12 protein-coding genes are annotated in these 14,339 nt (G+C 41.7%); 10 read left to right on the plus strand and 2 right to left on the minus strand.

Annotated features, from left to right (window positions below; all coding sequences use genetic code 11):
• Positions 1 to 4: 4 nt before the first annotated feature.
• Positions 5 to 1,138, minus strand: coding sequence for a glycosyltransferase family 4 protein (locus MKO06_RS14345; RefSeq protein WP_241552752.1), 1,134 nt, complete (start codon positions 1,136 to 1,138; stop codon positions 5 to 7).
• Positions 1,139 to 1,218: 80 nt separating this feature from the next.
• Between MKO06_RS14345 and MKO06_RS14350 the strand changes: the two genes are divergently transcribed.
• The 6 genes from MKO06_RS14350 (at position 1,219) to MKO06_RS14375 (ending at position 7,054) form a co-directional block, all read left to right on the plus strand.
• Positions 1,219 to 2,340, plus strand: coding sequence for a glycosyltransferase family 4 protein (locus tag MKO06_RS14350; RefSeq protein ID WP_241552753.1), 1,122 nt, complete (start codon positions 1,219 to 1,221; stop codon positions 2,338 to 2,340).
• Positions 2,327 to 2,896 carry an L-threonylcarbamoyladenylate synthase gene (locus MKO06_RS14355; RefSeq protein ID WP_241552754.1) on the plus strand — a complete coding sequence of 190 codons (570 nt, stop codon included), beginning with the start codon at positions 2,327 to 2,329 and terminating at the stop codon, positions 2,894 to 2,896. Before MKO06_RS14350 ends, MKO06_RS14355 begins: the two co-directional genes overlap by 14 nt.
• Before the next feature lie 3 nt (positions 2,897 to 2,899).
• Positions 2,900 to 4,333: a CCA tRNA nucleotidyltransferase gene (locus tag MKO06_RS14360; RefSeq protein ID WP_241552755.1), complete on the plus strand. Its 1,434-nt coding sequence runs from the start codon at positions 2,900 to 2,902 to the stop codon at positions 4,331 to 4,333.
• A 10-nt stretch (positions 4,334 to 4,343) separates the two neighbouring features.
• Positions 4,344 to 5,369 (plus strand): COX15/CtaA family protein, encoded by a 1,026-nt coding sequence (locus MKO06_RS14365; protein WP_241552756.1) that lies wholly within the window; start codon positions 4,344 to 4,346, stop codon positions 5,367 to 5,369.
• Between the two features lie 24 nt (positions 5,370 to 5,393).
• On the plus strand, positions 5,394 to 5,906 hold the full coding sequence (locus tag MKO06_RS14370) for a plasmid pRiA4b ORF-3 family protein (RefSeq protein WP_241552757.1): 513 nt from the start codon (positions 5,394 to 5,396) through the stop codon (positions 5,904 to 5,906).
• An 89-nt stretch (positions 5,907 to 5,995) separates the two neighbouring features.
• Positions 5,996 to 7,054 (plus strand): nucleoid-associated protein, encoded by a 1,059-nt coding sequence (locus tag MKO06_RS14375; RefSeq protein WP_241552758.1) that lies wholly within the window; start codon positions 5,996 to 5,998, stop codon positions 7,052 to 7,054.
• A 634-nt stretch (positions 7,055 to 7,688) separates the two neighbouring features.
• Here MKO06_RS14375 and MKO06_RS14380 read toward each other — a convergent pair.
• Positions 7,689 to 8,759 carry a hypothetical protein gene (locus tag MKO06_RS14380; RefSeq protein WP_241552759.1) on the minus strand — a complete coding sequence of 357 codons (1,071 nt, stop codon included), beginning with the start codon at positions 8,757 to 8,759 and terminating at the stop codon, positions 7,689 to 7,691.
• 95 nt (positions 8,760 to 8,854) lie between these two features.
• On the opposite strand from MKO06_RS14380, the gene MKO06_RS14385 reads away from it, so the two are divergent.
• From MKO06_RS14385 to uvrB, 4 genes are all read left to right on the plus strand, one after another.
• Positions 8,855 to 9,760, plus strand: a complete 906-nt coding sequence (locus MKO06_RS14385) for an ABC transporter ATP-binding protein (RefSeq protein ID WP_241552762.1) — start codon at positions 8,855 to 8,857, stop codon at positions 9,758 to 9,760.
• Entirely contained in the window at positions 9,760 to 10,596 is an 837-nt protein-coding gene (locus MKO06_RS14390; protein ID WP_241552763.1) for an ABC transporter permease, read from the plus strand. Before MKO06_RS14385 ends, MKO06_RS14390 begins: the two co-directional genes overlap by 1 nt.
• A 27-nt stretch (positions 10,597 to 10,623) precedes the next feature.
• Complete coding sequence (locus MKO06_RS14395; protein WP_241552764.1) at positions 10,624 to 12,216, plus strand: T9SS type B sorting domain-containing protein; 1,593 nt, start codon at positions 10,624 to 10,626, stop codon at positions 12,214 to 12,216.
• Between the two features lie 71 nt (positions 12,217 to 12,287).
• Entirely contained in the window at positions 12,288 to 14,291 is a 2,004-nt protein-coding gene (uvrB, locus tag MKO06_RS14400) for an excinuclease ABC subunit UvrB (protein WP_241552765.1), read from the plus strand.
• The last annotated feature ends 48 nt before the right edge of the window (positions 14,292 to 14,339 follow it).

A 14,339-nucleotide genomic window follows, 5' to 3' on the forward strand; every position in this document is an offset into this window, starting at 1 on the left:
ATTTTTAATTCTTTTGAAAACTTTTTATAGATCCGCTTTTTATAAGCGATTCATAGGCCATAAAGGTTTCCTTTCCGAGTTTATCTGCCGTAAAATCTGAAATAAAACGATCATAAGATTTCTGTTTAAATTGCTCCCTGAGGCTATTATTTTCCTTTAAGGCGATCAATTTTTGAGCTAATTGATGGAAATCATTTACAGGCGAAGAAAACCCGTTAACTCCATCTTCAATAGCCTCCTCTACTACTCCTACCCTGGTAGAAACAACAGGTACTTTTTTTGAAAAGGCTTCGATCACAGATGATGGACCACCCTCGCGCTTAGAAGTCATCAAAAAAACGTCAAATTGATCCATCAGTTCTGATGCATCTTTCACAAAATCTGTATAAATAATATAGTCTTCTAAACCGTTTTTTTGTACCAATGATTTCAATTCTTCGGTCAATGCAGTGAACTGCCCTATTTGAATAAGTTTAATGTTTTCTAACTTCCTGACCTTAACAAGTTCTTTCAGGGTCTTGATAAGAAGTGGATGGTCCTTAGCTTTAGTATGATTTGCGATATTTCCGATTAAAAAACAATCCTCGCTTAAATTATATTTCTCACGGATATTAAATGACTTAGTTGGCTTTTCCTCGTTTTCCTTAACACTATCGTGAACAACTATGGTTTTCCCCCTATTTTTTTCCGTCAAAATCCGGGAAAAATGCTTTTCTACATATTTTGAAACGCAAATGATACCGTCAATATTCCTGTAATTATATTTTAACCTGCTCAAGATACTATGTGATGATCTAACACTTTTCCTGGAAAGAATGGTTCTTGTTTTGAGATTGTAAAACAAGTCTGTTAGTATATATCCCGTGAGAGCATCATTAGTGTGTATATGAATAATATCTATTTGATTTTCATCTATTACCGACTTTAGTTTTTGTCGATATTCAGATGAAGTGGGCTTTAGATAGGGTATGGCAATGACATTTTCAGAAATTTGGCTGCAGCCCATATGAAGCGGGGTGTCTTTATAACAAAGTAATTTCTGCGAGACATTGTATTTTGGTAACTCATTCATTAAATACAATAACTGCTGTTCGCTCCCTCCCCATGACCTGGCTCCAGAAATATGTAAAATATTCATTCCCAACTTAATTTTTGCAAATATAATTATCCTTAACTTCTTGAGAGTTTTAAATTTGAGCTTCTTATAAATAGACGATATTGACCGATAAATACCGAATCTTACACCTTTCAGCCACAAAGGACTGGGGAGGCGGGGAAAATCATATTTTAAACCTGGCGACTCATAACCTGGAAGGCACCAACGACCAGCATCTTATTCTGTGTCCCAAAAACTCCGCATTACATCATAGGTTAAAGAATGGGAACCTGAATATGCATACCGTTCCAATGCTTCATAAACTTAGTCTAAACTATGTTTCCAGAATAGTTTTCATGTGTGAAAAATACGAAATTGACCTGGTTCATATTCACGACACCACTGCCCTAACCCTTGCGGTTATGGCATCAAAATTAAGTAAATTACCGCCATTAATTTTCAGTAAAAAAACTTCTTATTTTATCAAGAACAGGAAGCGAACACTTCATAAGTACAATCATCCCAAAATTGCAAAAATCTTTTGTGTTTCTGATCAAACCCTTGAAAACTGCAAAAAATCGATCACAGATCATTCTAAACTTATCCGCATTTATCACGGCACCAATATAGATACTTTAAAACAGCGAAATGATATTGATATCCGCAAAAGATCAGGCATTTTTGAAGACGATATAATTATAGGTAATATCGCCAACCACTGGAGGTCAAAAGATCTGGCAACTTTTGTTAAATGCGCTCATGAGGTTGTAAATGTTCACGGACTTAAAAACTATCATTTTATACAGATAGGACAGTTCACTAAATACACTCCCGATATTCTAAATCTGGTGAAAAGACTGAACCTGGAAGACAATATTCATTTTTTTAACGAGCTCGAAAATGCTTCCGGTCTCATTCCCCAATTTGATATTTCCCTGGTTACTTCTCAAAGCGAAGGCCTGCCGCAGTTCCTATACGAATCTTTTTATTTTAAGGTTCCTGTAGTTAGCACCAACGTGGGGGGAATCCCTGAAATTATCACAGATGGGGAAAACGGGATGTTAAGCAATCCGCATGAAGACTCTGTTTTAGCCAATAAATTGATAGCTTTGTCCCAGGATAAAATTCTTCAGGAAAAGTTCACCGAACGATCTTATAAAATATTGATCGAAAACTTCAGCAGCAGGAAAATGGCTGAACAAACCCTGGCCGAATATAAAAAAGTGCTTTATGGAAAAAATTGATCAGGAAATACGAAACTGCCTCGAGGTCATGAAAAAGGGAGGTATCATCCTTTACCCTACAGATACGGTTTGGGGAATTGGCTGTGATGCCACCAATGCCGATGCTATAGATAAAATATACCAGCTTAAAAAAAGAGAAGAATCAAAGGCCCTCATCTGCCTCGTCTCTAATTTCAAAATGCTGGAACAATATGTTGAAGAAGTTCCGGAGATGGCCTATGACATCCTGAAATATGCCAAAAAACCCACCACCATCATTTACGACAAACCTATCCGGATCGCCGAGAACCTGGTTAGCGAAGATGATTCCCTGGGCATACGGGTGGTGCGGGACACATTTTGTTCAGAACTGGTGAAGAAAATGAGGCGCCCATTGGTTTCCACCTCGGCCAACATCAGCGGTCAACCCACTCCTCAATCCTTCGATCAAATCACCCCGGAAATTTTAAAAGGTGTTGACTATGTAGTAAATTTGCAGCGTTCAAAAAAATCACCAAAACCCTCAGCAATTATCAAGCTGAGCAATGACGGAAAGGTGAAAGTGATACGCAAATAGAAGATGCCGAAATACCACAATTACAGCAAAGCTTTAGATCATAAAATATTCAGAGTAATTTCAGAAGCTGCGGAAGCGCTTTCTGTGGATGCCTATGTAATTGGCGGATTTGTACGTGATCACATCCTGGAACGCGGAGAACCCAAGGATATCGATATTGTTGCCATTGGCAGCGGCATCGAACTGGCTAAAAAAGTTTCAGAACTGCTCCCGGATAAACCCAAGGTGCAGGTTTTTAAGAATTTCGGCACCGCTATGTTGCGTTCCGAAGATCATGAGATCGAGTTCGTGGGCGCCCGAATGGAAAGCTACCGAAGCGACAGCCGTAAACCTATCGTGGAAGATGGCAGCCTGGAAGATGACCAGAATCGCCGGGATTTTACCATCAATGCACTCGCATTAAAACTGAACAAAGATGGATTTGGAGACCTCCTCGATCCATTCAATGGTTACGACGACCTTAAACAGAGGATAATTAGAACTCCCCTGGATCCGGATATTACGTATTCAGACGATCCCTTAAGAATGTACCGAGCCATCAGGTTTGCCTCTCAGCTCAATTTTATGATCGAAGCTGAATCACTGAAAGCGATCAAGCGGAATAAAGACCGAATAAAGATCATTTCGAAAGAGCGCATCCTGGATGAACTCAATAAGATCCTTCTAAGTGATAAACCTTCAAAAGGCCTTGCTTTATTGTTCAAAACCGGTCTTCTGAAAAAGATCCTTCCGGAACTCACCGCTCTTCAGGGAATCGATGAAAAGGACGGGCAAAAACACAAGGATAATTTCTGGCATACCCTGGAAGTTGTGGATAATATTTCAGAAAATACCAATGATCTGTGGCTTCGATGGGCTGCCCTGCTTCATGATATTGGAAAGGCGCCTACCAAGAAATTCCATAAAAAGATAGGCTGGACCTTTCATGGCCATGAATTCGTGGGAGCCAAAATGGTCTTTAAACTATTCAAAAGGTTAAGACTGCCATTGAATGACAAGATGAAGTTCGTTCAGAAGATGGTATTGTTGAGCTCAAGGCCAATTGCCATTGTTGATGATAATGTGACCGATTCGGCCGTGAGAAGGCTGGTATTTGATGCCGGGGATCATATCGAAGACCTGATGATCCTGTGTGAGGCAGATATCACGACCAAAAACCCGAAGCGTTTTAAAAAATATCACAGTAATTTCAAGAAGGTCCGGGAAAAGATCGAAGAGGTTGAAGAACGTGACCATATCAGGAATTTCCAGCCTCCGGTTAGTGGAGAGGAGATCATGACCACTTTCGGGATCAAACCAAGCCGGGAAGTTGGAATCATCAAGGATGCCATTAAAGAAGCCATCCTGGAAGGAGAGATCCCGAACCAGTATGAGCCCGCGAGAGACTATATGCTGAAAAAAGGAAAAGACCTTGGATTGAAAGTTCCACAGGAATAACTGAAAAACCATGTACAGAAAATTTGTAAAGATCTCGCTTATCCTGGTCTACCTGGTGATCATCGCCGGAGCCGTGGTGAGAATGACCGGCTCAGGAATGGGATGTCCGGACTGGCCTAAATGTTTTGGTTATTATATTCCGCCTACGGAAGTTTCAGAATTGCAATTTCAGCCAAACCGCGATTATAAAAAGGGTCAGGTTATCATCGTTGATGAAAGTTTGAAAGTGGCAGCATCCGATTTTACCTCTGCGGAAACCTATAAGCCGGAAAACTGGCAGAATTACGAAAAGCACGACTACGCCATTTTCAATCCTACCCACACCTGGGTGGAATACATCAACCGACTTTTTGGAGCCCTGGCCGGTTTTGCCGTTTTGATTATGGCATTTCTATCCTTCAGAAAATGGAAAAAGAAAAGACGAATTACCATCTTATCCTGGCTAAGTGTCCTGATGATGGGATTCCAGGCCTGGCTTGGCGCCACCGTGGTCTATTCGGTCCTGGCGCCAGCACGAATCACCATTCATATGGTAATGGCCCTGGTGATCGTGGCTGTTCTCATTTACCTGTTACAGATCTCTTCAGAAGCTGAAAACAATAAATATAAAACCAAAAAGTTTCAGAATTTATTGGGGTTTGCTGTCATTTTAACTTTAATACAGGTCGTGTTGGGAACACAGGTAAGGCAATTCGTGGACGAACAAATTCGAAGCCTTGGGTATAATGCAGAAGAACTCTGGCTGAATGATCCAGATATCACATTTTATATTCACCGCTCCTTCTCTATTTTAGTACTATTACTGAACCTTTACCTGTTCTGGCTCAACCGAAACCTGGGTCTTAACCGTAAAAAGATCAATATCGTGGTGTTTCTCATCCTGCTGGAAGTAGCAACCGGGGTTGCCATGTATAATTTTGATTTTCCGTTTCTATCCCAGCCATTGCACCTGGTCATCGCTTCCCTGCTTTTTGGATATCAGTTCTACCTGTTAATGGAAGCCCGCAATGCCCCTGAGAAGATTAAAAAATCGTAACTTTGGCCCGTAAAAATTTTAATTATGGTTTATAGATTCAGAGTAATTCTCGATGCAGAAGAAGACGTATTCAGAGATGTGGAATTACTCCAGGAAAGCACACTTGAAGATCTTCACAATACGATCGTTCAATCCTTTGGTTTTGATGGGACCGAGATGGCCTCGTTTTATATCAGTGACGAGGACTGGAACCAGGGTGAAGAGATCCACCAGTTCGACATGAGCGGGCATGACACCAGCATTAAGCTGATGAACGAAACCAGTCTCGACAGCATCCTTTCTGAATCTCAGACAAAATTGATCTACGTATACGATTTTCTTAAAATGTGGACGTTCTTCGTGGAACTGGGACAGATCGCCGAGGTTGAGGAAGGTCGTGATTACCCAAACCTGATGTATGTTCATGGGCAAATCCCTGAAAATGCTCCTGAAAAGGAATTCACCGGCGAAGACGAGGGAATGTTGAATGGTGACTATGATGAAGGATTCGACGAAGACGGTTATGATGACTTTTCTTTTGACGAAAACTGGAATTAATCCACACTGATTTTTCTGTTTTTTTCTTTCAAATACCGCTTTCAAAATTGGTATTTTTCAACTTTATTTAGCCCAAATTTTAGTCTGCTATGATCAACCTTTTTAATGCTCAAATAGAATCGCTTTCCATTCACCGTGTTGGTAATAAAAGCCGTGGTGAGAATATCTTTTTGTCAGGTTCAACTTTTCAGCTGAACGATGAGATCAAACCTTTGATCAAGGAATATTTCCTGAAGTCTTTCCGTGAAAAGGAAGAATCTTATTATCGTTTTTCTCATGAGAACGATGTAGAATTCAACGAGCTTTACAATTTGTCGAATTTCATATTCGACGATCCTTATAACACCCACGAATACTCAAAAAAGATCGCGACCTTATTATATGAGCAGTCCAGTCATCCGCATATCAAAAGCGGGGAGGTTTACGTGGTCTATTTTGAGAATATGCAGATAGATAACGAAAAGGTGCCGGCAATTGGGGTCTTTAAATCTGAATTGAAGCATGATTTCCTACAATTTGAGCAAAAAGGAAGCAACCTGGAAATGATCGTTGAGCAAGGCGTTAACCTGAACAAACTGGACAAGGGAGCTATCATCTTTAATAAGAACAGGGCTGAAGGTTATAAGATCCTTTCAGTAGATTCTAACAGGTACGATACCAAGTACTGGCTGGAAAACTTCCTGGGAGTGGATGTACTCGCAGATGAAAATTACTTTACCAAGAATTACCTGAATTTCGCCAAGAATTTCGCCAAGGATGTGGTTCTTCCTGCGGAAGACAAGAAGCAGGAAGTTTTGTTCATGAACCGAAGCATGGATTACTTCGCTAAAAATGATGATTTTGAGGAAAGTAATTATATCAATTCGGTTATCGACAATCCAGACCTGATCCCGGAATTTCAGAATTACAAAACTGAAAAGGCTCCGAAATACAAAGTTGAAGATCTTACCAATTTTCCGATCGCCAACAAAGCGGTGACCGATGCGCGGAAAAAGATCAAGAACGTGATCACCCTGGACACCAATATCCAGATCAAGATGGATTTCGTGAATGCCGAGTCGGCCGACAAGTTCGTAGAAAAAGGCTGGGACGAGGAAAAGCAGATGTATTACTACCTGGTTTATTTTAATAAGGAGGAAAAAAAGTAGAAAGCTTTAAGCGGCAAGCTCTAAGCTGTAGACTGTATATTGTAGACTGTATACCTAGCGCTGAGGACTTAGAAGGTCATTCCGAGCAAAGCGAAGTAGCTCTTTTTTGAGCATTATGTAATTAGCGATAATCTTTAAACTTAAAGTTATTTAGTTGGGAGTGGAAAGTTGAAAAATTTGGACTAGTAAAAGGAAATCTTAGGCTTGAGTATAAAGCTTCTGCGAGTTACAGTCATTCCGAGCGCAGCGAGTAATCTTTTTGTTTGAGCATTATGTAATCAGCGATAAGCTTTAAGCTAAAAGTTATTTAGTTGAAAGTGGAAAGTTGAAAAATTTGGACTAGTAAAAGGAAATCTTTGGCTTGAGTATAAAGCTTCTGCGAGTTACAGTCATTCCGAGCGCAGCAAGGAATTTATTTGTTTGAGCATTATGTAATCAGCGATAAGCTTTAAGCTACAGACTGTACCATCTATACTCTATGCCACCGGATAATAGCTATTTGCAAAAAATTCAAGATTTTTTTGGAATACTGGTCATCTCTTGGGAAGCAAAGAAATCACCAGCTACTAATTAAATACAATCTATTTCACTTAAGACTGAAAACTTAAGGCTTATAACTTACAGCTAGATAGACCTACAACTTATCCAGCATTCGCTGCATATTCACATTTTCATAGTTTCGCTTCACAAAATCCAGCGCTGTTCGAAGGATCTGCCCCATGGTACTGGCTCGCTTGAATTTCATATCCTTTGAAAAGTGGTAGAGTTCGTTTCTTAACTGTTTGACATTTTCCTTGGTAGAAACATGATCGTTGATCATACAACGTATTAGCTCTTTATACCGGCTTTTGGTATTGATCATCCTTTTTGCCAAAAGGGAACGCTCCTCTTTTCGATATTGCTCAATTGAGGATTCTTCCAGTTTTTCTGAAACCAGCTTAACCATTTTATAATTTTCCTTGAAAAATTGTGGCCGGTAAACCTTCAGGTTTCCTTCAAAGCACTGCTGGTCGAAATCGATCGCCCTGATCTGGTATTCCACGTGATCAAAATCGTGGGTTGGAATAACCACGTAATTATAAGAGCGCATATCTCCTAAAAGCCGAACGGTGCAGCGTTCATTGAACTTCACGAACTGTTTTGCGATCTGGGTTTGAGCGCGCAGATCACATTCCGGCAAATGATCATCAATAAAAACATCGCCGGGAATTCCTGCAATATGCTCTTCGATCAATGTATCCTTATAAACCAGGAAATTGATACGATGCGGGGAAAGCAGGTGTTCGAATTCCAGCCCGTAAAGCCTGGAAGCATCGGCCTTCTTCACATAGAAGTAAGTAAAACTATCATTAAGAATGTTCCGGATCTTGATGCGGAAAGGTTTCGAATTTCCGAAAGTACAGTAATCGATCGCGTCTACATTCAGCCAGTCCAGGGAATCATCACTACCATCGGAATGTAAAATCGTGTAGACCATTTTCAGGCTTTTATCCATTTCAACCCGTTCATGATCGGGATAATAACAACGCACCCAGAAGGTATCCTCATCATGCTGATCATAGACAACTATAGAACCGGAAAACCTCAAAAGGTCATCATAGAAAACGGGGATCTTTGTATTTCGGTTATATTTTCCCAGATATCGACTAAACCGGTCATTAACGGGAAAGGCCGGTTTTTTTTTAGACATCAGTTTTTCTTCCATAAAAATTCCTCGTTTTACTCAAAAATAAGTCTATTATAGCGATTCCTGTAACAAAATCCTATTTTAGACGTCGTACTTTTAAACAACCAACCATCTTGGAAACGATTTTAAGTTTAAACAACCTCACAAAAAGATTTGGCAAACTCACTGCCGTTGATGATCTAAGCTTTAGTATTGAAAAAGGCAATGTCTACGGGATTCTTGGACCTAATGGTAGCGGAAAATCCACTACTTTGGGAATGGTCCTGAATGTGGTCAACAAAACATCCGGCGAATTCAGGTGGTTTGATGGCGGCCTTTCTACTCATGAAGCTCTCAAAAAAGTAGGGGCGATCATCGAGCACCCCAATTTTTATCCTTATATGACCGCTGTCCAGAACCTGGCACTGGTATGTAAGATCAAGGGTACAGATGAAAAAAAGATTCACGAGAAGCTGGAGATCGTTGGTTTACTTGACAGAAAAGACAGTAAATTCAGCACCTTTTCACTGGGAATGAAACAGCGACTTGCTATTGCCTCGGCCCTGCTCAACGATCCCGAGATCCTGATCCTGGACGAGCCTACCAACGGACTCGATCCGCAGGGAATTCACCAGATCAGGGTAATTATCAGGAATATTGCAGCGGGAGGAACTACCATTTTGCTGGCCTCTCACCTCCTGGACGAGGTGGAAAAGGTTTGTTCTCATGTGGTAATTATTCGTAAAGGCAAGAAATTATACAGCGGCCCTGTAGATGAGATCGTAAGCAGCCATGGATTCTTTGAGGTGAAGGCACCTGATATGGAGAAATTACAACGCCTTCTTAAAGATCATCCTAAAATTGGCAAGATCAATTTTACCGAAGGCCTTATCACAGCCTTCCTCACCGAACCTATGAATGCAGAAGAGATCAATTCTTATTTATTCGAAAAGGGCCTCTCTCTTTCATACCTAATCAAACGTAAAGAAAGCCTGGAAGAGCAATTCCTTCAGTTAACTAACCAAATCTCCCAGAATTAATGTTACGACTACTCAATATAGAATATCTAAAGCTCAGGTATAGCCGATCGGCTCGAATCCTGATTATCACCTATTTTATCCTGATCACCTTTATTGCGCTTATTGCCTCTATCGAATTCAATATAGGCCAGATCGAGTTCAGGGTGGCCGATCAGGGGATCTTCAATTTCCCATATATCTGGCATTTTAACTCATATATCGCAGCGCTTCTGAAATTGTTCCTGGCCATCGTGATCGTCTCCATGATGTCTAATGAATACAGCAATAGAACGATCAAGCAAAACCTGATAGACGGCATGAGCAAAAAGGAATTTATCCTTTCCAAATTCATTACGGTGCTGGTTTTCGCAGGAATTTCGACTTTATTCCTGTTCATAGTATCGCTGATATTGGGCTATTCTTTTTCCGACTTTACCGAATTCTCCATCGTCACCAGCGACCTTGAATACCTGCTCGCCTATTTTGTGAAACTCACAGGATTTTTCGCATTCTGTATGTTCCTGGGAATCCTGGTCAAGCGTTCGGCATTTGCATTGGGTTTCCTGGTAGTCTGGTATATTTTCGAAAATATTCTTCATGCTATCCTGAAATTCAAGATCTTTAAGGGCACTGATACCGCTTCAGATATCATGCAGTTCTTTCCTTTACAGGCCATAAGCAACCTTATTGTAGAACCCTTTTCAAGACTGAATGCGGTTCAGGCTGCGGCCACCCAAATTGGGGAAGCTTTGGATAAAGACTACGGAATTCACTGGTACCAGCTGTTGATCGTGATCGCATGGATCGCCATTTTCGTTTATCTTTCACTGGCACTTCTGAAGAAAAGAGATCTTTAATATCTTAGGACTTCCTGATCTCAACCCATGAGAATATTAAGCTTTTTTCTATTTCTTTTTGCCTGTTCCATATCGCATGCTCAATCCAGCGATTGTTCAGGAGCTATACAAATATGCGGTGACGGATCGATCTCCAGCAATGCGAATGGAGCTGGTGTCCAGGAAATCTCTGAGTTAAATTCCTGTTCCAGCCGTGAAAATAACAGCCTGTGGCTTTATATTGAGATCACCAAGGCGGGAACACTGGGTTTTGATCTGAAACCGGTAAGTTCCAATCTGGAAGTAGATTATGATTTTTTCATTTTCGGGCCGAATGCAAGTTGTGGGAATTTAGGGCAATCCATCAGGTGCTCGACTACCAATCCGCTGGCTTCCGGTGCCACAACCAACTTAACCGGGATGCGACCCGGAGAAACCGATACCAGCGAAGGTCCGGGTGCTAACGGGAATAATTTCATCAAGCCGCTGGATGTGTTGCCTGGCGAAACCTATTTCATCGTGATAGACCGCCCTATTGGGGATGGCCCGTTCGAACTCAACTGGACTGGAGATGTCACTGACAACGGAACTCCATTTCCTGAAGGCCCCGAGATCGAAAAACCCGGAGACCTCTCAACCTGTAATGCATCGGGACAGGCTAGTTTCGATCTTTCAGTCCAGGAATCCGAAATTACCAGCCAGGTAAACACCACTTTGAGTTTTCACACGAACCTGGCCGACGCCACTGATAATATTCAGCCTATACAGGGTTCCTACTTAAGCAATGAACCCGTAAAAACAATTTACGCACGAGTTGAAAACGATCTAACCGGTTGTGCTGAAATTACCGATTTCGAACTGATCATAGAGGATGGCCCGGTCATTACTCCCGAATACGATTTTGCCCAATGCGACCTTGATTTTGATGGAGCTGAAAATTTCAGGTTTTCAGATATCGATTCTGAAATCTTAAACGGGCTGGATCCCAACCAATTTGAAATTGCCTATTTCTTGGAACCCAATCAGGCCCGGGATAATATCAATCCGCTTCCTGCAAATCTTAGTTCAGAAGGTGAGACGATCTACGCACGCGTCTGGGAAAAAGGTTTTCCCAATTGTTATAATATTTCGGAGATTAGTCTTAACCTCAACATTCCGCCGCAACTTCAGGATTTCGACCTGGTACAACCTGTAGTGAATTCCAATAATAACTCGATTAGCATCAACCTTCAGAATTCGGGAAACTACGAATATTCAATTGGAAATATAGATGGTCCTTACCAGGAGGAAACCGAATTTCGAAATATTAGTTCTGGTTTTCAAACCCTGTATATCCGGGATAAAAATGGCTGTGCCATCATCAGCACCGAAATTGCCATTATTGGCTACGATAATTTCTTTACTCCGAACAATGATGGTATCAATGATTTCTGGCAGATCAGGGGGATCGATGAACCAGCTGCCGCCAACTTCGTTTCGATCTTTGACCGCTATGGAAAATTACTGAAAAAACTTCATGTTTCAGAAAAAGGCTGGGACGGGACTTTCAATGGCCAGGAAATGCCCTCTGATGATTACTGGTTTCGCTTAAGTCTTCGAAACAGGCAGGAAGTCACCGGCCATTTTAGCCTGATTCGATGAAAACCTTTAAAAATTGATTTAGGCCTGATAATTGCTTAATTTCGTGAGGCTATGAAAAAGAAGTTACCTGCATGAAATTCAATATAAAATCAGATTATAAACCAACTGGAGACCAGCCAAAGGCGATCGAGCAACTGGTCACGGGTCTTAATAAGGATGAACGCTATCAAACGCTGCTAGGGGTGACCGGATCGGGTAAAACCTTTACCGTGGCAAATGTGATTGAAGAGGTTCAAAAACCTACCCTCGTTCTTGCCCATAATAAAACCCTTGCTGCCCAGCTTTATTCGGAATTCAAGCAATTCTTCCCGGAGAATGCCGTGGAATATTTTGTGAGTTATTACGATTATTACCAGCCGGAGGCTTTTATCCCTACTTCCGGAACCTATATTGAAAAAGATCTATCCATTAACGAAGAGATCGAAAAGTTACGACTAAGCACCACTTCTTCTCTTTTAAGCGGAAGAAGGGATGTGATCGTGGTAGCTTCGGTTTCCTGTTTGTACGGTATTGGGAACCCGGTGGAGTTCAGGAAAAATGTGGTTTCCATCGAACGGGACATGGAAATTTCCAGAACCAAGTTCCTGCATTCCCTGGTTCAAAGTCTGTATTCAAGAACTGAAGCAGAATTCACGCACGGTAATTTCAGAATCAAAGGAGATACGGTGGATATTTTCCCGAGTTATGCCGATAATGCCTTCCGGGTTCATTTCTTTGGAGATGAGATCGAAGAGATCGAGGCATTCGATCCCGGCACGAATGATATTATTGAAAAATATGACCGCCTGAATATTTACCCGGCCAACATGTTCGTTACCTCACCCGATGTCTTGCAGAACGCCATTCGCGAAATCCAGGATGACCTGGTAAAACAGGTTAGTTATTTCCAGGATATTGGCAAAACACTGGAGGCAAAACGACTGGATGAACGTACCAATTTTGACCTGGAGATGATCCGGGAACTTGGGTATTGTTCAGGGATCGAGAACTATTCGAGATACCTTGATGGAAGGAAACCGGGAACCAGGCCATTCTGCCTTTTAGATTATTTTCCGGATGATTACCTCATGGTTGTGGACGAGAGCCACGTTACCATTCCGCAGGTCCATGCCATGTACGGCGGTGACCGCTCCAGGAAAGAAACCCTGGTAGATTATGGTTTCAGACTTCCTGCCGCGATGGATAACAGGCCCTTAAAATTTGAAGAATTCGAGGCGCTTCAAAATCAGGTCATTTATGTGAGCGCCACCCCGGCCGATTATGAACTTCAGAAAAGTGAAGGAATCTATGTGGAACAGGTGATCAGGCCTACCGGCTTGCTGGACCCAGTTATTGAAGTTCGACCCAGCCTGAACCAGATCGATGACCTTATCGAGGAAATCCAGACCAGGGTTGAAAAAGATGAACGAATCCTGGTGACCACCCTGACCAAGCGAATGGCCGAGGAGCTGACTAAATATTTAACCAGAATTGATGTGCGATGCCGCTATATCCATTCAGATATCGATACCCTGGAGCGCGTGGAAATTATGCAGGATTTAAGGAAAGGATTGTTTGATGTCCTCGTGGGTGTTAACCTTCTTAGGGAGGGGCTGGATCTTCCTGAAGTTTCCCTTGTAGCGATCATCGATGCCGACAAAGAAGGATTTCTTAGAAGTAACCGTTCCCTTACCCAGACAGTTGGAAGGGCCGCCAGGCACGTGAACGGAAAGGCCATTCTATATGCCGATAAGATTACGGATAGTATGCAAAAGACCATCGATGAAACTGAATATCGTCGCGAAAAGCAGATCGCATACAACAAAGACAACAACATCACTCCTACCGCGCTGAACAAGAAATTTGATAGTGCGCTTGTCAAGCAAAAGCTTGATATCTACGATCACGAAAAACGTCCGGATCTCAAAGCTGCTGAAGAAGAAGCTGAATACCTCACCAAGCCGCAAATGGAAAAAAAGGTTCGTGAGAAACGCAAGGCAATGGAAGCAGCCGCCAAGGAACTGGACTTTATGCAGGCTGCCAGGTTAAGGGATGAGATCAAGGTATTACAGGATAAAATGAAGGAAATGGCTTAAGAAGCTTATCCTATTTAAATTTTACCTATATTTATTTCATCCTAAGAC

The sequence above is a fragment of the Christiangramia oceanisediminis genome, from assembly GCF_022570735.2.
Lineage (GTDB): Bacteria > Bacteroidota > Bacteroidia > Flavobacteriales > Flavobacteriaceae > Christiangramia > Christiangramia oceanisediminis.

Bases quoted from the DNA above. Each gene is read 5' to 3' on its own strand.
- MKO06_RS14345 (WP_241552752.1), bottom strand. From the start codon at position 1,138: ATGAATATTTTACATATTTCTGGAGCCAGGTCATGGGGAGGGAGCGAA.
- MKO06_RS14355 (WP_241552754.1), top strand. From the start codon at position 2,327: ATGGAAAAAATTGATCAGGAAATACGAAACTGCCTCGAGGTCATGAAA.
- MKO06_RS14360 (WP_241552755.1), top strand. From the start codon at position 2,900: ATGCCGAAATACCACAATTACAGCAAAGCTTTAGATCATAAAATATTC.
- MKO06_RS14365 (WP_241552756.1), top strand. From the start codon at position 4,344: ATGTACAGAAAATTTGTAAAGATCTCGCTTATCCTGGTCTACCTGGTG.
- MKO06_RS14370 (WP_241552757.1), top strand. From the start codon at position 5,394: ATGGTTTATAGATTCAGAGTAATTCTCGATGCAGAAGAAGACGTATTC.
- MKO06_RS14375 (WP_241552758.1), top strand. From the start codon at position 5,996: ATGATCAACCTTTTTAATGCTCAAATAGAATCGCTTTCCATTCACCGT.
- MKO06_RS14380 (WP_241552759.1), bottom strand. From the start codon at position 8,759: ATGGAAGAAAAACTGATGTCTAAAAAAAAACCGGCCTTTCCCGTTAAT.
- MKO06_RS14390 (WP_241552763.1), top strand. From the start codon at position 9,760: ATGTTACGACTACTCAATATAGAATATCTAAAGCTCAGGTATAGCCGA.
- MKO06_RS14395 (WP_241552764.1), top strand. From the start codon at position 10,624: ATGAGAATATTAAGCTTTTTTCTATTTCTTTTTGCCTGTTCCATATCG.
- uvrB (WP_241552765.1), top strand. From the start codon at position 12,288: ATGAAATTCAATATAAAATCAGATTATAAACCAACTGGAGACCAGCCA.